The sequence below is a fragment of the Aeromonas sp. JL9 genome, assembly GCF_024436075.1.
GTDB lineage: Bacteria > Pseudomonadota > Gammaproteobacteria > Enterobacterales > Aeromonadaceae > Aeromonas > Aeromonas veronii.
In genome coordinates, this window is record NZ_JANFNV010000002.1 from 311473 (window position 1) to 332491 (window position 21019).

The following is a 21019-nucleotide window of genomic DNA, read 5'->3' on the forward strand; positions in this document are numbered from 1 at the left end:
ACGAGCCCGTACCCGCCGCGTGGCGGGTATTGTGTGAGTGCAACTTGAGTGAAAACAGAAAGGCCTCCATCCGGAGGCCTTTTGCATGGTGGAGCAAGCTTACGCCTGTGGTTTCAGGAAGTTGCGATAGAGCATATAGAGGTGGGCCGAGCTCCAGCTGAAGTTGCTTGCCCCCTGCATGGCGCCGGTCTCCGGATTGTAGTTTTCGCGGATGGGGCCGCTGCCCGCCAAGCCTTCTGCGTTGTTGAACAGCTTGTTGACCAGTGCTTCGGCATCGCTGCGGTAGCCGTAGTTCTCCAGCCCCTTCACCCCGAAGTAGAACTGATCGAGCCATACCCGGCCGCGCCAGTAGATATTGGGGTCGTAGGCCGGGTTGGTCAGCGCGGCTGTGCCCAGCGGAATCTTTGTGTTGAACTCTTGGGCGTTGAGCATAACCTCGCGCACCCGTGCCGCTTTCTCCTTGTCGGCGACTTCTGCCCAGAGCGGGCTCCACCCTTCCGGGCCACGGCCGCGGGCGGTCAGCAATTTGCCGACGCAGCCGTTGCCGTCAGCAACATCCCCCTGAGCAATCTGACGATCGTAATAGAAGCCTGATGCCTCATCGAACATGCAACTGTTGATGTAACCAGCCAGCTGGGTCGCGCCATCGCGGTAGCGGCTTGCGTCGTTCGGCTTGCCAAGCAGGTCGGCCATGTCGGCTAGAATGCGTTTCTCTTTGGCGAGGAAGGCGTTGAGCTCCACTGACTCCTGATCGATGGAGAACCCGATCAAATCGCCATTGTCCTGATGGTTTTCAAAGAAGGCGACGTTCCAGTCCTGACGTGCCTTGGCCAAATCTCCGCCATAGGTCTTGTCGGCATAGCGTTGCAACTGGCCCGGTTCGATAAAGCCGAAGCGGGCGGCGTTGTCCATGCCTGACTCCCAACCGGCGCCGTGCTGGGCACCGATATCCATGTCGCTGTACCCGCCCACGTTCAACACCTGTTGATAGAGCGGCATACCGGCGCAGGCATACCAGCCATCCCCCTCACTGGTACAGCTGGAGAGATCCAGCCCGGCGGGAATACCGTTGGAGTACTGCACCTTGAAGGTGATATTGCCGTACTCGTCGTTGTGCTCCACATGCTTGGTGGCGCCATATTCGATGATGCCGTTGCGGTTGTTGTCCCGCGCGCGGTACCACCAGTCGTGGTAGGCCTGCAGCTTGGGATACATCTCGGCGATAAAGGCCTTGTCCTTGGTGGCGCTGTAGATTTCCCAGATGGCCCAGGCGGAGAGGGGCGGCTTGGTGTCGCGCTCGTTCCAGTTGCCGCCATCGCCACCGCGATCCGCCAGCTTGTTGTAGAAGACGGCGTCGATCACCATGCCCGCATCCTGTGGTCGCACCGGATCATCCGGCTGTACCTGATAGTCATACATGGCGCGCACGTTGTTCTTGGCTACCTCAGGGTTGAAGTGTGCCATGGCATAGGCGTGCTTCCAGCTATCCCAGGCCCAGACGCCGTCGAACCAGCGGGCGGTATTGGAGGGGGTTACCCCGTCGTGGAGGATGGCGCCAGCCGGGGAGCGCCAGTTGCCGTTGAGGGTCTCCATCGCCTTGACGGCGATGCGACGCTCCGACTCGGGGATCCCCTGATTGGAGAGACCCTTGGCAAGGTAGTCCTCCCAGCGGCGGATGGAGTCGGCAAAATAGCTGGCCGGGTTGGCCAGCAGGGCTTGACGGCTCTGCTGATGGCGGCTGGCGTCATCTGCGGAGTGGAGATAGCTCTGCAGGGTGTAGATATCCTCGCTCCCCTTGGCAGCCAGGGTAATGCTGGCGTCGCTTTGGTAGCCCAGTGTCTTCTGGTCGAGGGTGGTGCGGCTTGGCAGGGTACGGTCGATGCGATAGCGGGCGCTGCCGCTCTGCATGATGTTCCAGGTGCTGCGCAGTTTGCCGAACTGGAATTCGATTCCTCTGTCGCTCTCGCTGATGGTGCGAGTCCAGCCTGGATATTTGCTGGCAATCGTATCCTTGGTATCCCATTGATTGAGCAACTCGCCCTGCCAGTTGAGGTTGAGGGTGAGCGGTGTATCGGTCTGGTTGATGAGTCGGGTGCGGATAAGGGCGGTGCGGGCATCGCCATAACGCAGCTCCAGCTCCAGCGTAAAGGGTTCGAACTCGAAGCGTTGCACCAGCGCACCGGGAATGGCGTACACCTCCTGCTTGCGGGCGCTGGTGAGCGGGAACGGGCGGCCGCTCGCATCGCTCAGGGTGAGCTTGTCCAGCTCGCTGGCAAAGAAGAGGCTGTACTCCTCCGAGATGACCATGGGGCCGGTAAAGCCCCCCCACTCCTTGTCGCTGGCAGGCAGCAGGAAACCGTGCCATGCCCCCAGATCGAGCAGCGGGTTGTATTTGAGGTTGGAGTAGCTGTCAAAGTCGCGGAATTGGGTTGGTGTTCCCCGACGGTCGATCACGTCCTTGTACTGGATGGCCTGCTCCGGTTTGGCGACTGTGCTGTTCTCTGTCTGGTTATCGTTGCAGGCGGTCAGTCCGAACAGGGCGGTGCCTAGGGCTACCGAGAGTAAAGTTTTACGAAACATTTCTCGCTCCAATTCCGTTTATGTAGGTTAAAAGGAAGATTTTTTACGCTTATTTTTAGTGAAAAGGTGTTCGGTAGCCATTGTATGGCAAGGGGAAAGGGGGCGCTGGCGCGAGATCACACTCTGAAGAGACGGCAATGTGAGCGGGATCACCGGGTTACATCAGGTTACATAAGATTGGTTTTAAGTAATGCTTTACTTGTCGTTGCTCGCCAATCTGGCAGGGCAGGTGTGCAGGTATTGGTGAGGCGTCAGGCCGAACTCCTGTTTGAAGCGGGCGGCAAAGCGGCTGGGGGAGTCATAACCGCAGGCGAGGGCGACCTCCAGCGGGGTCAGGCCCTGTTGCAACAGGTTGAGGGCGTGGCTCATGCGTACCTGAGCCAGCAACTGGCGAAAGCTGCGACCTTCGGCGGCCAGCTTGCGCACCATGGAGGCGCGGCTCATGGAGAAGTGGGGGGCCACCGCCTCCAGGGTGTGGTCGATGCCGGGGTCCACCGCCAGGTAGCGTGCCAGCCGCTCTGCGAGGGTCATGGTGCTGGCGGGAAAGAGCAATCCGAGGGCGTTGGCGGCCCGCAGCTCGGCATAGAAGCCGCGCAGCAGTTCGGCCTGGGTCGCCTCGCTCAGTCCCCGTTCGGCCATGGTGCTGATGAGCTCGAAGCAGAAGGCGAGCCCGGGGGTGACCTTGACGGCAGGTTCCTCCAGATCGGCGTGGGAAGGGGCTGACTCGGCCAGCCATTCTGGTGGCGGCGGAGTGAGCAGCGTGATGGCGTGGGAGCGAAACTTGCCCTGCTCCGGCTGATTGACGAAGGTGAGCTGGTGGCCTGCCGGGATCAGCAGCCACCGCTCCCTGTCAAACGACAGACGCCGCTCGCGCCACCACAGTTGCTTGCTCCCCTGGGTGACCCAGATGAGGGTCGGGGCGTAGATGAGCACCCGGTGCAGGGGCTGCTGGCGGATCCCGAGATAGTGGCTCTGTTGCAGCAGGGGAGTGCTCATCCGGTTGGCTCCTAGGGGGTGACGAAGGTGGCGGTCAGGGTGGCCTTGCCGAGCGCCATGCTATTGAGCATGTAGCCTACCATAGCGGGCGGGGTATCAGCCTTCACCTCGAGGTCATGGGGCAGGGCCCAGGCGGTGAACTGATAGCGGTGCATGCCGTGACCAGCGGGCGGGCAGGGGCCGCCGTAACCCTGGCTGCCAAAGTCGGTGCGGATCTCCAACCCCTGCTTGAGCTTGCCGGAGGCATTGCTGGCCAGCTCGCTCTGGGTGGCAGGCAGGTTCACCACCAGCCAGTGCCACCAACCGCTGCCGGTGGGGGCATCGGGGTCATAGGCGGTGATGGCAACACTCTTGGTGCCTGCCGGCAGATCCTGCCAACTCAGCTGGGGCGAGTGGTTGTCGCCGCTGCAGCCAAAGCCGTTGAAGCTGAACTGTTTGGCCATCAGCTGGCCTTCGTGAATATCCGTGCTCTTCAGGGTCATGGCAAAGGCTGGCATGGCCGTCAGGCAGAGCAGTGGCAACAGGGCACTCTGTTTGAGCAATTTCATTGGGTGACTCCTCGTGTGGTAACGGGTTCACTTTAACGAGGGCAGGGCAGAATAATATTGCATAACGGCTCAATGCGAGGTTGATTGGTGAGTTAATTGAGCATTTGGGTTGTTTTATGGCAAGAAGGTAAACGGCAGCCATAAAAAAACCGGCATCAGGGATGCCGGTTTTTTGTTTGACGATGAGAAATGCGGCTTAGCGCAGGATCATCTCGTCACGGCCCGGGCCGACGGAAACCATCGGAACCGGTACGCCGAGCAGCTCTTCGATACGCAGCACGTACTGCTGGGCAGCGCGCGGCAGCTCTTCGAAAGTGCGGCAACCGGTGATGTCTTCGCTCCAGCTTTCCATCTGCTCGTAAACCGGCTTCAGGGCAGCGGTTTGCGGCCAAATTGGGTTCTCGGTGTGGGCACCTTCGTAGGCCACGCAGATCTTCAGATCCGGCAGACCGGTCAGGCAGTCCAGCTTGGTCAGAGCCACTTCGGTGGCGGCTTGCAGCTCGACACCGTTCTTGGTGGCGACGGCGTCGAAGTAACCGACATCACGGGGACGGCCGGTGGTAGCGCCGAACTCATTGGTGATCTTGCGGAACTCGTCCTGGTTCTCCATGGCGGTCAGCAGGGTGCCGGTACCGACAGAGGAGCTGAATGCCTTGGCCACAGCGATGACGCGCTCCGGGCGCAGACCCGGCAGACCGCCACCGATACCGGCGTAGGCGCCAGATACGTGGGAGGAGGTGACCCAGGGGTATTCGCCGTAGATCAGGTCACGGCCAGCGCCCAGCTGCGCTTCGAACAGCAGAGTCTTGCCTTCTGCCTGCAGCGCTTTGAGCGGCATGCTGACGTTGCAGACGGCGTCGATCCAGGGGGCAGAGACTTCCAGCAGCCAGTCGGCCATCTCCTGGGCAGTCTGGGTGAATTCGAAGGAGGGGTAGATAGCCTTCATCTGCGGCAGTTTCCAGTCCAGCATGAACTGGATGCGCTCGACCAGTACGTCCGGCTGTTTCAGCCAGCCAACCAGGATCGCTTTCTTCATCACGCGATCGCCGTAGGCAGGAGCGATGCCCTGACGGGTGGAGCCATAGGCGCCGTCACCCAGACGTTGCTCTTCCAGGGTATCTTCCAGTGCGTGCAGCGGCAGGCACAGGGTTGCGCGGTCAGAGATGGCCAGCTTCGGAGTCACGCCGGAGGCTTTGACTTCCTCGAGCTCGACGGTCAGTTTCTCGGGGCTGATCACCATGCCCGGGCCGAGGACAACCAGGCAATCCGGGTTGAATACGCCACTCGGAACCTGGTGCAGCTTGAAGGTGCCAAGGTCGTTGACCACGGTGTGGCCAGCGTTGTTGCCGCCCTGGAAGCGAATGCTGGCGCCAGCTTGACCTGCCAGATAATCCACGATGCGGCCTTTGCCTTCATCACCCCAGTTAGCACCTACGACTACGATAGACGACATGACTCTTTCTCCTAAGACGTTAGGCGTCCATCCTAGGAGCCTGATGCGGATTAGAAAAATTAATTATCTTTATAATTCCGATAAGAGAAACATATAATTATGGCCAATTAAGCGGCAAACCGTCCGATTTTGCCTGACAAGCCCCGCACATCGCGGGTTGAGGGACTCTTATGCTGGATATTCACTGGCTGCAAACCTTTGTCACTTTGGCCCGATTGCAACATTTTGGCCAGACCGCCACCGAACTGCACATGACCCAGCCCAATGTCAGCCTGCATATCAAGCGGCTGGAGCAGGCGACCCGGGTGCGGCTGATCGAGCGCAGCCCATTTCGCCTGACGCAGGCGGGGGAGCGACTGCTGCAAAGCGCCGAGCGCACCATTGCCGAGTTGCAGCTCTGCCAGTCCGATCTCAATGCCCTCAACCAACTGAGTCAGGGGACGCTGGCCATCGCCGCCAGCGACATTATCTCCCGCCTGCTGCTGATCCAGCCGTTCCAGCGCTTCAAGCGGGAGTTCCCCGGCATCGACCTCACTCTTTTCAACACCACTTCGGATCAGGCGGCCGAGCTGGTCAAGGCGGGCAAGGCGGATCTGGGCTTCGTGATGGCGCAAAAGCGCAGCGAACCGCTCTTCTATACCGAGCTGCAACAGGTGACCTGGTGCGCGCTGGGGCACGGCCTTGCCCGCTGGCAGGCGCGGGCGGTGGCGGGAGAGAGCGATCCCCTCGACGAGCCGACCCTGATCCTGCTCGGTCACGACACCCGCACCCGGGCGTTGATCGACCCGTCCCTGCCGCTGCTGGCATTGCCCCCCTGCCGCATCATGGAGGTGGGCAGCGTCGACGCCCAGCTCGATTGGGCCGAGGCGGGCTTTGGTGTCGCCATCGTGCCGGACTTCTCCCTGCATCCGCGCCTCAACCTCACCGCGCCGGTCACCAGCCTCGGCGACTTTCCCGGTACCAGTCTGGGCTACGTGGTGCGCCAGAATCAGGTGTTGTCGCGGGCCATCAAGCAGTTGCTGCACTGGGTAGAGGAGGAGATCCAGAAGCCCAACCCCTATCTGACCCGGGTGATGGAGCCGTAGCGGGGCGGCAAGGTGAGTAGGTCTATCGGGGTGACTGTGCCGCCATCAATTGCGTCACTATCGAACGTGCGTAAACAATCAGGGCAGCCGAGGCTGCCCTGATGCATTTGTGGGAGCTGACCATTCAGGGTTGCAGCTGTGTGGCTGCGCTGGTAGCAGGGGAGGGCAGTGTATCGGTTTTATCCTGCGTTGGGGTTTCGTCAGCAACCGCGCTGCTGGCAGGCTGGGTTGCCTGCTCTTGCGGCGCAGTGGCCGCAGAGGCGCTTTGCGGCAACTGAGCCGAAACGGCAGCCGACGGTGCTGGGGCCGTTGACGCTGCGGCCGAAGGGGCCACGCTCTCACCCTCGGTGGTCGGCGTAGCAGTGAGCTCGGGGGTGACCTCGAGTGCCTCTTCGGGCAAGGGATTAACCTCTGTGGCTTCTGTCGCCACTGCGGCACTGCTGGTGGCGGTCGCGTCAGAGGGCGCAGTCGTCCCGTTGGCGGCACTCACCTGCTCTGCCGTTGGTGCCGCCTCAGAGGCCGATGGCGCTGGTGTTAACGGCTCCGGCGTCAGATTTTCCGCGGTTAACTGCTCGGGGGGCAGTGGCAAGGGGGCTGGCGATTGATCCGACATCCCCGCATGGAGTGGCAGCTCGGTGTGGGCCTGCAACTGCTCGGGGGTCACCTTGCTCAGTGCCGGATGCAACCGGCTGAACTGTTTGACCCGGGCCAGCAGGGTATCGCGCACGGTACGGACGATGGGGTCCGGCAGGCTGGCCAGCGCCACCAGTTCGGCACTCATTCCGATATTGTTGATGGCGGTGGTCTGCCCCGGATAGAGGTTGGCGGCGATGCGGCTGCGCTGGTAGTAGGGGTGTTGCTTGAGCAGCCTGTCGATCTGCTCCCCTTCGATAGGGATGAGGCGCACCTTGCAGCGGCTGATCAGATCGCCGACCGCCAGACTGGGGTGACCGGCTACCACAAAAGCGGCATCCAGCGAGCCATCGCACAGCCCTTCCAGCGGTTCGCTGTCCGACTTGAGTTGATAGGCAGCAAACTGCCCGGGTTGCCATCCCATGGCTGCCATCAGGGCCTGGCTGGTGATCTGCTCACCGGCGCCGTTGTTGCCCGGATAGACCCGCTTCCCTTCGATATCTGCCAGGGTGGTGATGCCGCTATTGGGGGCGGCCAGCAGGGTTAACGACTCCTGATAGAGGCGAAACAGGCTGCGCAGCTCATTGTTGGTCCCCTGCCCGCTGAAGGGGCCGGTGCCGTGCAGGGCGTGGTGCAACACATCGGACTGTACCAGCGCCAGCTGTACGTCCCCCTTGTCGAGTGCCTTGAGGTTGGCCATCGAGCCACGGGTGCTCTGCACGGTGCAGCTGTCCCCATGCAGGGCATGGCCGGCATTGAGCACCCGGCAGATGGCGCCACCGGTCGGGTAGTAGACCCCATTGAGCGGGCCCGTTCCGATAGTCAGCGCCTGGCTGCCAAAGGGGAGCAGCGCAGAGAGTGCACAGAGGGGAAGCAGAAGGTGATGCAAGATCCGTAGAGACATAATTGACCGTTGACTGAGTTGACCGCTGGCTGATGACACAGGGAAAAAGGGATGGGGCTTGCCCATCCCGTTGCTGGCTGATCAGGGCTTGTTATTGAGGATTGCCCGCTCCATCCGCGCCAGCGCGTCGGTCAGCCGTGCCCTGGTGCAGCCGAAGTTGAGCCGCACGAACTGACCGTCGCCAAACTGGGCGCCGGGGGAGAGACCAACGCCGGCCTGCTCGAAGAAGGCGATGGGATCGGCAAGGCCAAGGGCGCTCACATCGATCCAGGCCAGATACGTCGCCTGATGGTTGGCCAGTTTGACGCCGGGCCAGCGGGCAACCGCCTGCTGGATCAGGGCCAGATTGGCCGCCAGATAGTCGAGCTGCTCGGTCAGCCACTGTTCGCCACCCTCATAGGCCGCTTCGGCGGCGACAAAGCCCAGCAGGTTGACGTCGGCGCTGATGCCGCGCATCGCCTGCTGCAGCCTGAAGCGCAGACGGGCGTTGGGGATAATGGCGAAGGAGCAGCAGAGACCGGCGATATTGAAAGTCTTGCTCGGGGCCATCATCACCGCGCAGCGCTCGGCCGCTTGCGCACTGATGGCGCCGTAGGGAATGTGGCGGGCGTTTTTATCCAGCAGCAGATCGCAGTGGATTTCATCGGAGCAGATCACCAGATTGTGGCGCGCGGCGATGGCATCGATGGCCAGCAGCTCGTCACGGGTGAAGATGGTGCCGCCCGGGTTGTGGGGGTTGCAGAGCAGCAGCAGATCTGCGGCGGGGGCCTGACGCTCAAGCTCTGCCAGATCCAGCACCCAGCGACCGGCTTCTTCAACCATCGGCACGGTGAGCAGGGGACGATCATTGAAGCCCGGCGCCTGCAGGAAGGGGTAGTAGACCGGCTTGGGGGTGATGATGCCGCGGCCATGCTGGCTCCACGCCTTGCAGGCGAGGTTGAGCCCCGGCACCACGCCGGGCAGGAACACCAGCCATTCGGGCTCGATTGCCCAGCCATAGCGGGTCGCCATCCGTTCGATAATGAGTTCGATCAGGCGCGGCGAGGGGCGTGAATAGCCGAAAATGCCGTGGGCAACTCGTTTGGTCAACGCCTCAATCACGGACGGGGGGGAGACAAAGTCGGTATCGGCAACCCACATGGGCAGCACATCCTGACCCTTGTACTTGTCCCATTTCAGGCTCATGGTGCCACTGCGGTCTACTTCCTGATCAAAATCAAACATGCGAACTCCTTGTGCTGGCAGGATGGGCTTTCACTCTACGGGGTCGCGGCCTCCCTCGCAAGGCGCACACCTGCTTATGCCATCCTTGAGCCCGCTCTTGATAGTGACATAAGATAGGCGCCGAATTTTCATACGGCTGCCGCCCGTTAGCCCGTATCGTCCCTCCAATCAGTGGTAACCCTATGAGCTTGTCGATAGCGGCGGTCAAACGCCCGGACCCCGTCTCTCTTTCATTTCTTGCCGTGACCTTTATGACCGGCGTCGCGGTGGCACTGCAGGTGCCTACCTTAAGTCTGTTTCTGGCCGAAGAGGTACAGGTGCGCCCCTTTCTGGTCGGGCTCTTCTATACCATCAATGCGGTGGTGGGCATTCTGGTCAGCCAGTGGCTGGGCCATCGCTCCGACAACAAGGGGGATCGCAAGCGACTGATCCTGCGCTGCTGCTTTGCCGGGGTGGCGCTCTCCTTGCTGTTTGCTTGGAACCGCAACTACTGGCTGTTGGCGAGTCTGGGGGTGATGCTGGCGGCGCTGGCGGCCACTGCCAGTCCCCAACTGTTTGCGCTGGCGCGGGAGTACTCCGACAGCCGCAACCGGCGGGCGGACATGTTCAGCTCGGTGATGCGAGCCCAATTTTCGCTGGCCTGGGTCATAGGCCCGCCCATCGCCTTCGCGCTGGCCATCGGCTACGGTTTCGAGCTGATGTACCTGGCTTCGGCACTGGCCTACCTGCTCTGTGCCCTGGTGGTGTGGCGCTGGCTGCCCTCGCTGCCGCTGCCCAAGCTGGCTGAAGAGAGCGAGCGGGTCAGCAGCTGGCGGGATCCGGCGGTGCGGGCGCTCTTTATCGCCTCAACCCTGATGTGGACCTGCAACAGCATGTACCTCATCAATATGCCGCTCTACATCACCCGGGAGCTCGGGATGGATGAGAAGCTTGCCGGTATCCTGATGGGCACGGCAGCGGCGCTGGAGATCCCCTTCATGCTGCTGGCGGGTTACTACACGGCCCGTTTTGGCAAGCGCCCCATGATGTTGCTGGCGGTGCTGGCTGGCGCGGCCTTTTACACAGGTCTGGTGACCCTCACCGACCAATACGCCCTGATCGCCTTGCAGCTGTTCAACGCCATCTTCATCGGTATCGTGGCGGGGATCGGCATGTCTTACTTTCAGGATCTGATGCCGGGGAGAGCCGGGGTAGCGACCACCCTGTTTGCCAACAGTATCCGCACCGGCTCCATCATGGCAGGGGCCATCGCCGGTGTGGTGGCGGAGGTGTGGAGTTTCCACGGGGTCTTTATGGTGGCGCTGGGATTGGCACTGGTGGCACTGGCCGCCAGCTGGCGGGTGCCCAACGTCTGACGGGGGATCTGGCTGTTATTTATCGTGCTGGGAGTGGGCGTGCGGGAGCGGCGCTGATTCGCCCTGATATTCGTTGCGCAGGCAGCGCAGCAGCAGCTCGGTCGCGGGGCCGAGGGATTCGGGGGAGAGGGTCAGCAGGTAGGTATAGAGATGGCGCTCGTTGCCGCTCTCCAGATCCAGCTGTATGAGTGAACCTTCCGCCAACTCCCGCTCCACCAGATGACGCGGCAGCCAGGCATAGCCGAGGCCGAGGCGCAGCATGGCGAGCACTTCGTGGTAGTGGGTCGCCTTCCAGCCGGTGTCATCCGCATCGTTCCAGTCCACCGAGCGGTGAATGGGGGGATGAAGGCTGATCTGGTTGTGACTGGTCAGCACGTCGCTGCGGATGGGCCCCTCCTCCTGTGCCAGCGGATGGCTGGCGGCGCAGAGGGGCAGCAGGCACACCTCGTCCAGCAGCAAACCGGTGCGATCGCCGGGCAGGTGCTCGGAGAGCATCAGATCCCCCGGTTGCAGGGCGTTGAAGTGGCAGTGAATGCGTTCGTGCAGGTTGACCCGGCAACCCCGGCTGCGGGGGTAGAAGCTGGCTAGCGCCCGATAGAGGCGATCCCTTGGCTGCAGCGCCGAGACATAGAGGTTGATCTGCGGTTCCCACTGCCGCTCGAGGTTGTTGGCCAGATTCTCCAGCTCCTCCACCTGCTGGCTCAACTGACGAGCCCGCTTGAGGAAGATCTCGCCCGCCGGGGTCAGCACCGCCTTGCGGCCGCGCACCTCCAGCAAGGGCACCCCCAGACTCTGCTGCAACTTCGCAACCGCATGATTGAGGGAGGACTGGCTCTTGTTAAGCGCCTCGGCCGCCTGGGCGTAGCCGCCGCAGTCGACCACCGCCTGAAAGATCCGCCATTGCTCAAACGTGCTCTTGGGACGAAACATAGTTCAACCTGATTGGAGATAGGATGGTCAGTGGTTCGAACAGGGAGCCTGTGCCCCCTATTCAATTTAACCCCTGCCGCACAACACTCTGGGTATTTTATTGATTTATTTGGGCTGAGCCACAAAGGTCTGGCCGGTTTTGCCGCGGCTGTCCGACCCCATCAGGTAGAGGTAGAGCGGCATCAGGTCGGCCGGAGTCTTGAGGTTCATGGGATCTTCTGCCGGGAAGGCGCTGGCGCGCATCTTGGTACGGGTACCGCCCGGATTGAGGGTATTGACCCGCACACCGGTGTTCTCAAGCTCGTCGGCCAGCACTTCCATCATCCCCTCGATGGCAAATTTGGAGATGGCATAGGTGCCCCAGTAGGCGCGCCCCTTGCGTCCCACGCTGGAGGAGGTGTAGACGATGGAGGCATCGCCCTGCGCCTTGGCGGTCTGGCGCAGCAGCGGCAGCAGCGCCTGGGTCAGCAGGAATTCCGATTTGACGTTGACCTGCATCACCTCGTCCCACTCCTTCTCCTGAATGTGTTCAAACGGAGAGAGGGTGCCAAGCAGACCGGCGTTGAACAGCACGCCGTCGAGGCGGCCAAACTGCTGGGCGAAGGTTTCGGCCATGCCGCGGTAGTGGGCGGCGGTGGCCCCTTTCAGATCCACCGGCACGATGGCGGGCAGCGGATAACCGGCCGCTTCAATCTGGTCATACACGGCTTCGAGTTTGGCGCTGGTGCGGCCGAGCAGGATCACGGTGGCACCGTGAGCGGCGTAGGTGAGGGCGGCTTCGCGGCCGATCCCGTCGCCGGCACCTGTGACCAGAATGACTTTATCCTTGAGCAGATCGCGGGGTGCCTGATAATCGAGCATGACAACTCCTGTTAACAAATTCCGGCCATAAGTGCATGGCAATCGGCGCCAAGTGTACTGATCCGCGCGCCTGTTTGACCAGCCAGCGGCAAGAAAAATGTGAAGAAAATAGAGAGGTTGTGATGCTCGGGTTGGTTTTTCCGGGCACTGGCTGCGATTTTTTGCGCGCCTCCATCAAACTCCCTAGAATGTGACGAAAACCGATCAATTTTGGAGTCCATCGTGACATTTCTGACCGAATATGGCCTGTTTCTGGCCAAGACAGTGACCTTCCTGCTGGCCATCGGCGCCATCATCCTGATAATCGTCAGCACTCGCCAGCCGAAAGCGCGCAAGGGTGAGCTGGTGGTGACCGATCTCTCGAGCGAGCTGGAGCAGGGGCAATTTGCGCTCAAGAGCGCGCTCGCCAGCAAGGCCGAGCGCAAGGTGATGGAAAAGCAGCAGAAAGAGGAGCAGAAAAAACGCGCCAAGGCGGGGGATGAGCGTAGTCGCCTGTTCGTGCTCGATTTCAACGGCAGCATGGATGCCAAAGAGGTGGCCTCCCTGCGCGAGGAGGTGAGCGCGGTGATTGGCGTCGCCCAGCCCGGCGACGAAGTGCTGCTGCGACTCGAATCCGGTGGCGGCGTGGTGCATGGCTATGGCTTGGCCGCTTCCCAGTTGCAGCGACTGCGCGATCGTGACATCAAGCTCACCGTGGCTATCGACAAGGTGGCGGCGAGCGGTGGCTACATGATGGCCTGTGTGGCGGACAAGATCCTGGCTGCCCCCTTTGCCATCGTCGGCTCCATCGGGGTGATCGCCCAGATGCCGAACTTCAACAAGTTGTTGAAAAAGCACGATATCGAATTCGAGATGCACACCGCCGGTCAGTACAAGCGCACCATCACCATGTTCGGCGAGAACGACGATCTGGGGCGCGAGAAGTTTCGCGAGGAGCTGGCGGCGATCCACGAGCGCTTCAAGGCCTTTGTGGCCGAACACCGTCCGCAACTCGATATCGATCAGGTCACGACCGGCGAGCACTGGCTGGCGAGTCAGGCCAAGGGGCTGGGGTTGGTGGATACCCTCTGCACCAGTGATGATTACCTGTTGGCGCAGGCCAGCCACCACAAGGTGATCGGCATCCGCTATCGCAAGCCAAAAAGCCTGACCCAGAAGCTGGGGCAGCAGGGCGCGCAGGCGCTCGAGGCAGGACTTGGGCGGCTGTGGCAGCAGAGCCCCTGGCGCTAGCCAGAGGGAAATCCCGTGATAAAAAGGCCAGTCGATGCCCATCGGCTGGCCTTTTTGCATCCGGTTGCACCTTGCTGGTGGGCGAGGGTTGTTTCTATTGAGGCCCTCTGTTACAACTGAATGCTTTCCCCGTTTATGACAGGATCTTGTGGTAAGAGCTGCGGGGCATGGAGCATAGCGATGTCATGGAGCACCTTCAGGCAATTTACCCCGCTGGTCTGGATCGTCATTCTGGGCACCTTCATGGTGCGTACCAGCTACTACATGGTGTGGCCCTTCCTCTCCATTCTGCTCTATCGGGAGTATGACCTTTCGGCCACCTTCATCGGCCTGTTGCTGGGGGGCTCAATGGCCCTCTCTACCCTGGTCAGTTTTTACGGCGGCTGGCTCTCTGATCGCTTCGGGCGGCGCAGCATACTGCTGGCTGGTTGTCTGGTGGCGATGATCTGTTTCGGCCTGCTCGGTTTCTCCCATGCGGTGTTCTGGCTCGGGGTCGGGGTGATGGGCAGCGGCCTCTCGTCGGGACTCATCGATGCCCCCGGCAAGGCGTTGATGGCTGACAGTCTGGCCTCGGCCAAGGCGCGGGAGCTGGCTCTGCATCTGCGCTATTTTCTGCTCAACCTGGGGGCGGCGTTGGGGCCGCTGCTCGGGGTGACCCTCGGGATCAACGCCCAGCAGGAGACCTTCCTGTTTCTGGTGGTGAGCTATTTGCTGCTGGCGCTGGCCTTTGGCTGGGGCTTTCGCCGGGCTGGCAGCACAGGCAAGCTGGGGACTGCCGGGCCCGGCTTACGGGATGCCATCAAGGTGTTGCTGGCGGATCGCGCCTTCCTGCTGCTGGTGATGGCCAATCTCCTGATGGTGCTGGTCTACTCCCAGTTTCACTCGCCGCTGGTGCAATACCTGACCCGGGCCGGTATGCCGCAGGTGGCCGAGCTGGTTGCCCTGCTGGTGGCGACCAATGCCCTGACCGTGGTGCTGCTGCAGTTTCCGCTGCTGCGCTTGTTGTCACGCTGGCCGGTGCGGGTACGGCTTCATATCGGCATGGCGCTCTTTCTGGCGGCCCAGCTGCTCTTCGCGCTGGGGGACCCGATGGTGCGCAGCCACTGGTTTGGCGCCGTGCTGCTGCTCAGCATCGGCGAGACCATCCTCTTCCCCCTGCTTAACGTGCTGATCGACCAGATGGCCCCCGCTCACCTCAAGGGGAGTTACTTTGGTGCCAGCGCACTGGCCGGGTTGGGAGGGGCTGCTGGCGCCCTGCTGGGAGGCTGGATCCTCGAGCAGTGGAGTGGTCAGTTGCTCTATGTGCTGATGGCGCTGCTTTGTGTGGCGATTTTTGCGCTCTATGAGTGGGGGGCCAGAGTACAGCGTCCCGCTGTGGTCACGTCTGTGGTTGAGCGGAGCTGACCCGGTTAATGCGGGGATCTTTGATGCTGAATGTTCAGTGCGTGCTACCCGGCGTCTTCTCTTTAAGCGCCTTCTTGGCAGCGTACATCCTCTCGTCGGCGAGCCGGATCAGGTTTAGCCCATCGTCGTAGTGCTCCGGCCCGGTCTGCACTATGCCGATGCTGAGGGTAAGATCGCCCAGCTGCTCTTTGACGGTGTTGACCAATCGTTTGAGATAGATATCCCGCGCCTGACTCTCGTTGCAGTTGGGCAGGATCAGGCAGAACTCATCTCCGCCATAACGAAAGCAGCTGTCTTCGGCGCGAAAGACCTGACGGATGCAGTGGCCGACGATGCGCAGGATCTCGTCTCCGCGCTGGTGACCTTCGGTATCGTTGATTTGCTTGAAGTTGTCGATATCGAGATAGGCGATGGCCATGGGTTCGGCACGGCGCTGACAGGTGCGCAGGCTCAGCAGCAACAGCTCGTTGAGGTGACGAACGTTGAGCAATCCGGTCAGGGCATCGGTGCGGTTCAGCTCCTCCAGCTGCCTGGTCCGCTCGCGCACTTTCTGCTCCAGACTCTTGGCATAGTTCTCCGACTTCTCTCTGGAGGACTCTATTTCCGACACCAGACTGCGAATATAGGTTTCGAAGACCAGAGTGATGTCGAACAAAAAGAGTTTGTCCAGTGCCGCCAGCATGGCGAGGCGCTCCGGTTCATCGTGGAGTTGCTCGAACATATCCTCGATAAGCAGAGCTTTGAGGGTGTTGATGGCGGCCAGATAGAGCTTCGGCTCGACCCCGATCCGCTTGTGAACCAGCCCGATCCGCAGCCGGTTGTTGACGTACTCCAGATCGTAATGGCCGCTGAAGAGATCGAGCACATAACGCCGTTGCGCGGTGCGCAGCCGGATGAGGGTGTCGGCATCGCCGATCAGCAGGGCGATTTCGGTGATGGCTGTCTGCTGCTGGTAGAAGCGATCCACCAGGGCATCGATCCGTGGCTCTATCTTGCTGCAGTAACTTGCCAGCCGCGCCACATCCTGTTCATTGAGCAGCAATAACTCCTTGCGATGAGCAATCTCGAATTCGGTGATCCTCATCTGCTCAAGCAGAGTCTGTTCGGTCGGATTCATCGTCGTCCTCGCTCTATGGCTGGGCGTTGTGCTGTCCGTGAGGTGGGACAAGCAAGAAAGAGTCTCAATTGATAGTGTAGTCAGCTGGGCGGGTGCGCACGCAATGCCCCCGCGTGGCGGGGGCCATGGAGGGTCAGATGATGGCTAAAGGGGCAAGAGATCCGGAGGGGGAGATTAGAAGGTCAGCACCTTGTCGGCAGCCAGGGTCCACTGGGCCAGCATCGGCAGGGTGCCGACCTCAATCCCCTCGATCAGTGGCAGGGCTGTGATGCCACGAGCATCGGTGCAGGTCTTGCACAGGCGAATGGTGACGCCTTGTGCCAGCAGGATCTCCAGCATCTGGCGCAGGTTGTACCCCTCGGCCGGTGCCTGACCGGCCAGCGCCGCGCTCACCGCATCGGACATCAGGAACAGCTTCAGGCTGGCACCCCCCTGTTCGTTGAGGGCGATAGCGAGACGCAGGGCGTTGAACAGGGATTCGCTGCCATAGGGGGCACCGTTGGCAATGACCACAATTTGTTGATTCATAACAGACTCCCGATTGGAAAGAGCGCCATTGTAGAACCAACAGGGTGCCAATTGCGTGATGTCGCACAACTTCTGTCGCACCTTTTTCCCACTTGCTTGACCCTGCTGTCGATCGAGGTTTTTATGGTCAGCTCGCAAACAAGACCGGATGAATCGAGATGTGGAAAGTATTGGGAGCCGGCTTGCTGCTATTGGCGGTCAGGCCTTTGGCAGTGAGGCTGTCGGTTGCAAGGCCCGTCTGCAGGCCGTCAATGACCAGCTGGTGTTTGCCAAAGCACACAACAACGCCGGGCAGATTGCCGGGCTCGAACAGGCAGCGCGCAATATCAAGGCCAACTGTACTGATGAAGGTCTGCTCAAGGAGCAGAAAGAGCGGGTTAACAAGCTGCGTGGCGAGGTGGATGAGCGTCTGCTTGAACTGCAGGAGGCGAGAGTCAGTGGCAAACCTGAGAAGATTGCCAAGCGGCAGGCCAGGCTGGAGGAGTCCCAGACCCGGATGCTGGAGGCCCAGCGGGAGCTGGACAAACTGATCCGGCTGGTCGGCAAGTGATGGCCAGCTGCTGCACGCAGGATCAAAAAAGGCCGATTGCTCGGCCTTTTTTCGTTTTATTGCCTGTGCATCCGCACAAATTTCTCCATCAGCTGATCTTCGGTCTCCACATGAGCGGGATCCCAGATGATGCAGTCGATAGGGCAGACACTGATGCAGGTCGGCTTCTCATAGTGACCGACGCACTCGGTGCAGCGACTGGGGTCGATCTCGTAGATCTCCTCACCCAGACTGATAGCCTGGTTGGGGCACTCGGGATCGCACATGTCACAGTTGATGCACTTGTCGGTGATGAGCAGCGCCATTTCAGGCCGCCGTGTGCGGGTTGCGGGTATCCTGGCTGTCGCCCAGATTGCGCAGCAGGATGCCGTAGTTCACATCCAGATCTTTCGGGACCGGCACATAGACCACGTGACCGTTGCCCGGCGCGGTGTCGATAAGCTCCCCTTTGCGGTTCTCCATCTGCTCCAGATTGAAACGGACGTTGCCCTGCGGGGTCATCAGCTCCAGGTTGTTGCCCACCAGGAACTTGTTCTTCACCTCGACCTCGATCATGTCACCTTTGCGACCGGTGATCTCGCCGACAAACTGCTGGGTGTCGGAGACGGAGTAGCCGTAGTCGTAGTTCTGGTATTCGCTGTGGTTGTGACGGCGCAGGAAGCCCTCGGTATAGCCGCGGTGGGCCAGATTTTCGAGGGTGCCCATCAGGCTGCGGTCAAACGGCCGGCCCGCTACCGCATCGTCGATGGCCTTGCGGTAAACCTGAGCGGTACGGGCGCAGTAGTAGAAGGATTTGGTGCGCCCTTCGATTTTCAGGGAATGAACGCCCATCTTGGTCAGTCGCTCGACGTGCTCGACGGCGCGCAAGTCCTTGGAGTTCATGATGTAGGTGCCGTGTTCGTCTTCGAACGCGCTCATGTACTCGCCCGGGCGGTTGGACTCTTCCAGCAGCACCAGGGCATCGGTCGGCTTGCCAAGGCCCAGGGTGTTGTCCGGGCGGATGGCGATGGGCTCCTGACGGTGGACGATCTGGCCCACGTCATCTTCTTTACCCTCGTGCACCTTGTACTCCCAGCGGCAGGAGTTGGTGCAGGTGCCCTGGTTGGGGTCTCGCTTGTTGATATAGCCGGAGAGCAGGCAGCGGCCGGAGTAGGCCATGCACAGCGCGCCGTGAACGAACACTTCCAGCTCCATCTCCGGCACCTGCATGCGGATCTCCTCGATCTCGTCCAGCGACAGCTCGCGGGAGAGAATGGCGCGGGTCAGGCCCATCTGATGCCAGAATTTCACAGTGGCCCAGTTGACCGCGTTGGCCTGCACCGAGAGGTGAATGGGCATATCCGGGAAGGCTTCACGCATCATCATGATGAGACCTGGGTCAGACATGATCAGCGCATCCGGCTTCATCTCCACCACAGGGCGCATGTCGCGGATAAAGGTCTTGAGCTTGGAGTTGTGGGGCTGGATGTTGGCCACCACATAGAACTGCTTGCCCAGCGCATGGGCTTCGTTGATGCCCAGCTGCAGGTTTTCGTGATCGAATTCGTTGTTGCGCACCCGCAGGCTGTAGCGGGGCTGACCGGCATAGACGGCATCGGCGCCATAGGCGTAGGCGTAACGCATGTTCTTGAGGGAACCTGCGGGGGAGAGCAATTCTGGTTTAAACATGGCGGACTCTTTATATCTGATTGCAAATCAGGACGACCCTACCTAATAGAGTCTAATAAACAATAACTTAACGCACTTTTCTTTGTGTGTATAGTCGTGTGTAGTTGGGGGCTCCCAACACGTCAAGATTTTACCACCAAACCAAGCTGCCAGCCACGCACACCGCTTTGCTGAGTTGATTTAAGGTGCACAACCGCTAGCAGAGAGGAAGATCGCAAAACAATATGGGGACATATCAGCAGCTATCTATAGAGGGTCATCCTGATTCATCAGCTCATCGTGACTGACAGCGGATGAGCTATTTGGAAAGGGTTAACTCGTGGATTCGAAATCAATAGACGACACTATGGGCTTCATGCAGCACATGCTGCAAAATCACAATGTAGTGATGTGATGGACGCCCCCACCCAGCGCGGTCAGTTTCATACTTAGGCTGACTGCGTTCAACTTGGGAGAGCACCACATGAGCACGATCAAAGTAGTTGGTATCGATATTGCCAAGTCTATTTTTCAGGTGTGTGTATGGATGGCTGATGGTTCTGTTGCCTGGAATCGTAAAATATCTCGCCAGAAACTGCTCCACACGATGCGCCAGTTTCCACCGCAAACACTGATTGCTATGGAAGCTTGCTCAACATCTCACTTCTGGGGACGAACACTGATATCGATGGGCTATGACGTAAAACTCATTCCTACACAGCATGTCAAAGCCTTTGCAAGACACCAGAAGAATGATGCCAACGATGCATTAGCTATTTGTGAAACCGCTTGCCGACCAGGGATCCACTTCGTATCAGTTAAAACTACAGAGCAACAAGATATCAAGGCGTTACGTAGTGCTTGCCAGCTCATAGTTGAGCAGCGAACCGCTCTGGCTAACCAACTACGGGCATTACTTGCCGAGTACGGGGTCATTATTCCAGCCGGGTTACAACGCCTGCAACAACAACTGCCAGAGGTGCTTGAAGACGGAGACAATACGATAACCTTCACGCTTCGCCGGCTACTGAGCCTGTTACGAGAAGATGAATCGCCCCGGCTTCTCTAGACACTTTCGAGCCGCTCGAAATATTGCTTTTCACACTCTACTGGCGATAGCCCATTGTTGAAACTGTGCCGGCGCTTGGGGTTGTAAAACATTTCAATGTAATCGAACACATCCTGACGGGCTTCCTCGCGATCCGCATAGGTTTTACGTCGGATCCGCTCGCGTTTTAGGAGCTGGAAGAAACTCTCCGCCAACGCGTTATCATGACAATTGCCACGTCTGCTCATGCTGGCCTTAAGCCGATGATCCCGCAAAAAATCCTGCCAGTCATAGCTGCTAAACTGGCTCCCTTGGTCGGAATGAACCAGCACTTCCTGCTCCGGTCGCCGTCGCCACACCGCCATCAGTAACGCGCTGATAGCCAGCTCTCGGTCGATCCGTGGCCCCATTGACCAACCAATGACTTGTCGTGAAAACAAATCCAATACCGCGGCCAGATAGAGCCAGCCTTCATGGGTTCGGATATAAGTGATGTCTGTTACCCAGACCTTATTTGGCTCAGTCACATCAAACTGGCGTTCAAGATGGTTCGGTGCAACCACCGTTGGCCGGCCACCATAATGACCGGGACGGCGGCGATAACCGGTTTGTGAACGTAAACCTTCATGACGCATTAATCGCGCCACCCGGTGTTTCCCACAGGTCTCGCCCATCTCTCGCAGGTCATCCCGGATCTTGCGATAACCATAGATGCCCCCGCTTTCTAGCCAACATTGCTTGATCTGGCCCAGGAGGCGTTGGTCTTCCAGAGCTAGGGCAGATAAAGGTTGGTGCTGCCAAGCGTAATAACCGCTCGGGTGGACATTCATCATCCGACACAGTCGGCGGATGGGATGTGTGGACGCGTGCTCCCGGATGAAGGCGTACCTTACCCTGACAGCTTGGCAAAGTACGCGGCGGCCTAA

18 protein-coding genes and 1 pseudogene are annotated in these 21019 nt (G+C 60.1%); 6 read left to right on the forward strand and 13 right to left on the reverse strand.

All coding sequences use genetic code 11. The features are described 5' to 3' along the window. Positions 1-99: 99 nt before the first annotated feature. The 4 genes from ygjK to NOM06_RS03480 form a co-directional block, all read right to left on the reverse strand. Positions 100-2580, reverse strand: coding sequence for an alpha-glucosidase (gene ygjK, locus NOM06_RS03465; RefSeq protein ID WP_255909918.1), 2481 nt, complete (start codon positions 2578-2580; stop codon positions 100-102). A gap of 195 nt (positions 2581-2775) precedes the next feature. Continuing rightward, on the reverse strand, positions 2776-3576 hold the full coding sequence (locus tag NOM06_RS03470; protein WP_255909919.1) for an AraC family transcriptional regulator: 801 nt from the start codon (positions 3574-3576) through the stop codon (positions 2776-2778). Positions 3577-3587: 11 nt separating this feature from the next. Then, the gene (locus NOM06_RS03475; RefSeq protein ID WP_069526371.1) at positions 3588-4124 is read right to left on the reverse strand and encodes a YbhB/YbcL family Raf kinase inhibitor-like protein; all 537 of its coding nucleotides are present in this window, start codon (positions 4122-4124) and stop codon (positions 3588-3590) included. Between the two features lie 196 nt (positions 4125-4320). Beyond that, positions 4321-5577: an adenylosuccinate synthetase gene (locus NOM06_RS03480; RefSeq protein ID WP_005347796.1), complete on the reverse strand. Its 1257-nt coding sequence runs from the start codon at positions 5575-5577 to the stop codon at positions 4321-4323. A gap of 170 nt (positions 5578-5747) precedes the next feature. Here NOM06_RS03480 and NOM06_RS03485 point away from each other — a divergent pair, with 170 nt between their 5' ends. Beyond that, the gene (locus tag NOM06_RS03485) at positions 5748-6662 is read left to right on the forward strand and encodes a LysR family transcriptional regulator (RefSeq protein WP_005353868.1); all 915 of its coding nucleotides are present in this window, start codon (positions 5748-5750) and stop codon (positions 6660-6662) included. Between the two features lie 124 nt (positions 6663-6786). Here NOM06_RS03485 and NOM06_RS03490 read toward each other — a convergent pair whose 3' ends face one another. Both NOM06_RS03490 and NOM06_RS03495 read right to left on the reverse strand, forming a co-directional pair. Further along, entirely contained in the window at positions 6787-8199 is a 1413-nt protein-coding gene (locus NOM06_RS03490; protein WP_255909920.1) for a TAXI family TRAP transporter solute-binding subunit, read from the reverse strand. A gap of 81 nt (positions 8200-8280) precedes the next feature. Next, the gene (locus NOM06_RS03495) at positions 8281-9423 is read right to left on the reverse strand and encodes a MalY/PatB family protein (RefSeq protein ID WP_255909921.1); all 1143 of its coding nucleotides are present in this window, start codon (positions 9421-9423) and stop codon (positions 8281-8283) included. Between the two features lie 182 nt (positions 9424-9605). On the opposite strand from NOM06_RS03495, the gene NOM06_RS03500 reads away from it, so the two are divergent. After that, a complete protein-coding gene (locus tag NOM06_RS03500; protein ID WP_064335729.1) occupies positions 9606-10778 on the forward strand; it encodes an MFS transporter in 1173 nt (390 codons plus the stop codon). A 15-nt stretch (positions 10779-10793) separates the two neighbouring features. Here the strand turns inward: NOM06_RS03500 and NOM06_RS03505 are convergent, their stop codons facing one another. Beyond that, positions 10794-11708 (reverse strand): LysR family transcriptional regulator, encoded by a 915-nt coding sequence (locus NOM06_RS03505; protein ID WP_201984547.1) that lies wholly within the window; start codon positions 11706-11708, stop codon positions 10794-10796. Between the two features lie 105 nt (positions 11709-11813). After that, on the reverse strand, positions 11814-12569 hold the full coding sequence (locus tag NOM06_RS03510) for a YciK family oxidoreductase (protein ID WP_005334909.1): 756 nt from the start codon (positions 12567-12569) through the stop codon (positions 11814-11816). Positions 12570-12791: 222 nt separating this feature from the next. On the opposite strand from NOM06_RS03510, the gene sohB reads away from it, so the two are divergent. Together sohB and NOM06_RS03520 are read left to right on the forward strand one after the other, a co-directional pair. Next, a complete protein-coding gene (gene sohB, locus NOM06_RS03515; RefSeq protein ID WP_255909922.1) occupies positions 12792-13799 on the forward strand; it encodes a protease SohB in 1008 nt (335 codons plus the stop codon). A gap of 180 nt (positions 13800-13979) precedes the next feature. Continuing rightward, positions 13980-15203: an MFS transporter gene (locus tag NOM06_RS03520; protein ID WP_255909923.1), complete on the forward strand. Its 1224-nt coding sequence runs from the start codon at positions 13980-13982 to the stop codon at positions 15201-15203. 34 nt (positions 15204-15237) lie between these two features. Here NOM06_RS03520 and NOM06_RS03525 read toward each other — a convergent pair whose 3' ends face one another. Both NOM06_RS03525 and NOM06_RS03530 read right to left on the reverse strand, forming a co-directional pair. Next, the gene (locus tag NOM06_RS03525; RefSeq protein WP_184232959.1) at positions 15238-16320 is read right to left on the reverse strand and encodes a protoglobin domain-containing protein; all 1083 of its coding nucleotides are present in this window, start codon (positions 16318-16320) and stop codon (positions 15238-15240) included. A gap of 174 nt (positions 16321-16494) precedes the next feature. Further along, positions 16495-16848, reverse strand: a complete 354-nt coding sequence (locus tag NOM06_RS03530; protein WP_005334901.1) for a DsrE/DsrF/TusD sulfur relay family protein — start codon at positions 16846-16848, stop codon at positions 16495-16497. A gap of 160 nt (positions 16849-17008) precedes the next feature. On the opposite strand from NOM06_RS03530, the gene NOM06_RS03535 reads away from it, so the two are divergent. After that, entirely contained in the window at positions 17009-17398 is a 390-nt protein-coding gene (locus NOM06_RS03535) for a DUF1090 domain-containing protein (protein ID WP_255909924.1), read from the forward strand. Positions 17399-17454: 56 nt separating this feature from the next. Here the strand turns inward: NOM06_RS03535 and NOM06_RS03540 are convergent, their stop codons facing one another. Together NOM06_RS03540 and yegQ are read right to left on the reverse strand one after the other, a co-directional pair. Beyond that, complete coding sequence (locus tag NOM06_RS03540) at positions 17455-17703, reverse strand: YfhL family 4Fe-4S dicluster ferredoxin (protein ID WP_005334896.1); 249 nt, start codon at positions 17701-17703, stop codon at positions 17455-17457. A 1-nt stretch (position 17704) separates the two neighbouring features. Beyond that, positions 17705-19066 (reverse strand): tRNA 5-hydroxyuridine modification protein YegQ, encoded by a 1362-nt coding sequence (gene yegQ, locus NOM06_RS03545; RefSeq protein WP_255909925.1) that lies wholly within the window; start codon positions 19064-19066, stop codon positions 17705-17707. A 463-nt stretch (positions 19067-19529) separates the two neighbouring features. On the opposite strand from yegQ, the gene NOM06_RS03550 reads away from it, so the two are divergent. Next, positions 19530-20114, forward strand: a complete 585-nt coding sequence (locus tag NOM06_RS03550; protein ID WP_255909926.1) for an IS110 family transposase — start codon at positions 19530-19532, stop codon at positions 20112-20114. Here the strand turns inward: NOM06_RS03550 and NOM06_RS03555 are convergent. Beyond that, positions 20111-21016, reverse strand: a pseudogene (locus tag NOM06_RS03555) (IS3 family transposase); the annotation flags it as partial. The gene NOM06_RS03550 and the pseudogene NOM06_RS03555 sit on opposite strands and share 4 nt — an antisense overlap. Between the last annotated feature and the right edge of the window lie 3 nt (positions 21017-21019).

What these genes read in the sequence shown, in the direction of transcription:
- NOM06_RS03550 (WP_255909926.1), top strand. Translation starts at nt 19,530, where the DNA reads ATGAGCACGATCAAAGTAGTTGGTATCGATATTGCCAAGTCTATTTTT.
- NOM06_RS03490 (WP_255909920.1), bottom strand. Translation starts at nt 8,199, where the DNA reads ATGTCTCTACGGATCTTGCATCACCTTCTGCTTCCCCTCTGTGCACTC.
- yegQ (WP_255909925.1), bottom strand. Translation starts at nt 19,066, where the DNA reads ATGTTTAAACCAGAATTGCTCTCCCCCGCAGGTTCCCTCAAGAACATG.
- NOM06_RS03510 (WP_005334909.1), bottom strand. Translation starts at nt 12,569, where the DNA reads ATGCTCGATTATCAGGCACCCCGCGATCTGCTCAAGGATAAAGTCATT.
- NOM06_RS03540 (WP_005334896.1), bottom strand. Translation starts at nt 17,703, where the DNA reads ATGGCGCTGCTCATCACCGACAAGTGCATCAACTGTGACATGTGCGAT.
- NOM06_RS03480 (WP_005347796.1), bottom strand. Translation starts at nt 5,577, where the DNA reads ATGTCGTCTATCGTAGTCGTAGGTGCTAACTGGGGTGATGAAGGCAAA.
- NOM06_RS03530 (WP_005334901.1), bottom strand. Translation starts at nt 16,848, where the DNA reads ATGAATCAACAAATTGTGGTCATTGCCAACGGTGCCCCCTATGGCAGC.
- NOM06_RS03475 (WP_069526371.1), bottom strand. Translation starts at nt 4,124, where the DNA reads ATGAAATTGCTCAAACAGAGTGCCCTGTTGCCACTGCTCTGCCTGACG.
- ygjK (WP_255909918.1), bottom strand. Translation starts at nt 2,580, where the DNA reads ATGTTTCGTAAAACTTTACTCTCGGTAGCCCTAGGCACCGCCCTGTTC.
- NOM06_RS03495 (WP_255909921.1), bottom strand. Translation starts at nt 9,423, where the DNA reads ATGTTTGATTTTGATCAGGAAGTAGACCGCAGTGGCACCATGAGCCTG.
- NOM06_RS03525 (WP_184232959.1), bottom strand. Translation starts at nt 16,320, where the DNA reads ATGAATCCGACCGAACAGACTCTGCTTGAGCAGATGAGGATCACCGAA.
- NOM06_RS03470 (WP_255909919.1), bottom strand. Translation starts at nt 3,576, where the DNA reads ATGAGCACTCCCCTGCTGCAACAGAGCCACTATCTCGGGATCCGCCAG.
- NOM06_RS03520 (WP_255909923.1), top strand. Translation starts at nt 13,980, where the DNA reads ATGTCATGGAGCACCTTCAGGCAATTTACCCCGCTGGTCTGGATCGTC.
- NOM06_RS03500 (WP_064335729.1), top strand. Translation starts at nt 9,606, where the DNA reads ATGAGCTTGTCGATAGCGGCGGTCAAACGCCCGGACCCCGTCTCTCTT.
- NOM06_RS03485 (WP_005353868.1), top strand. Translation starts at nt 5,748, where the DNA reads ATGCTGGATATTCACTGGCTGCAAACCTTTGTCACTTTGGCCCGATTG.
- NOM06_RS03505 (WP_201984547.1), bottom strand. Translation starts at nt 11,708, where the DNA reads ATGTTTCGTCCCAAGAGCACGTTTGAGCAATGGCGGATCTTTCAGGCG.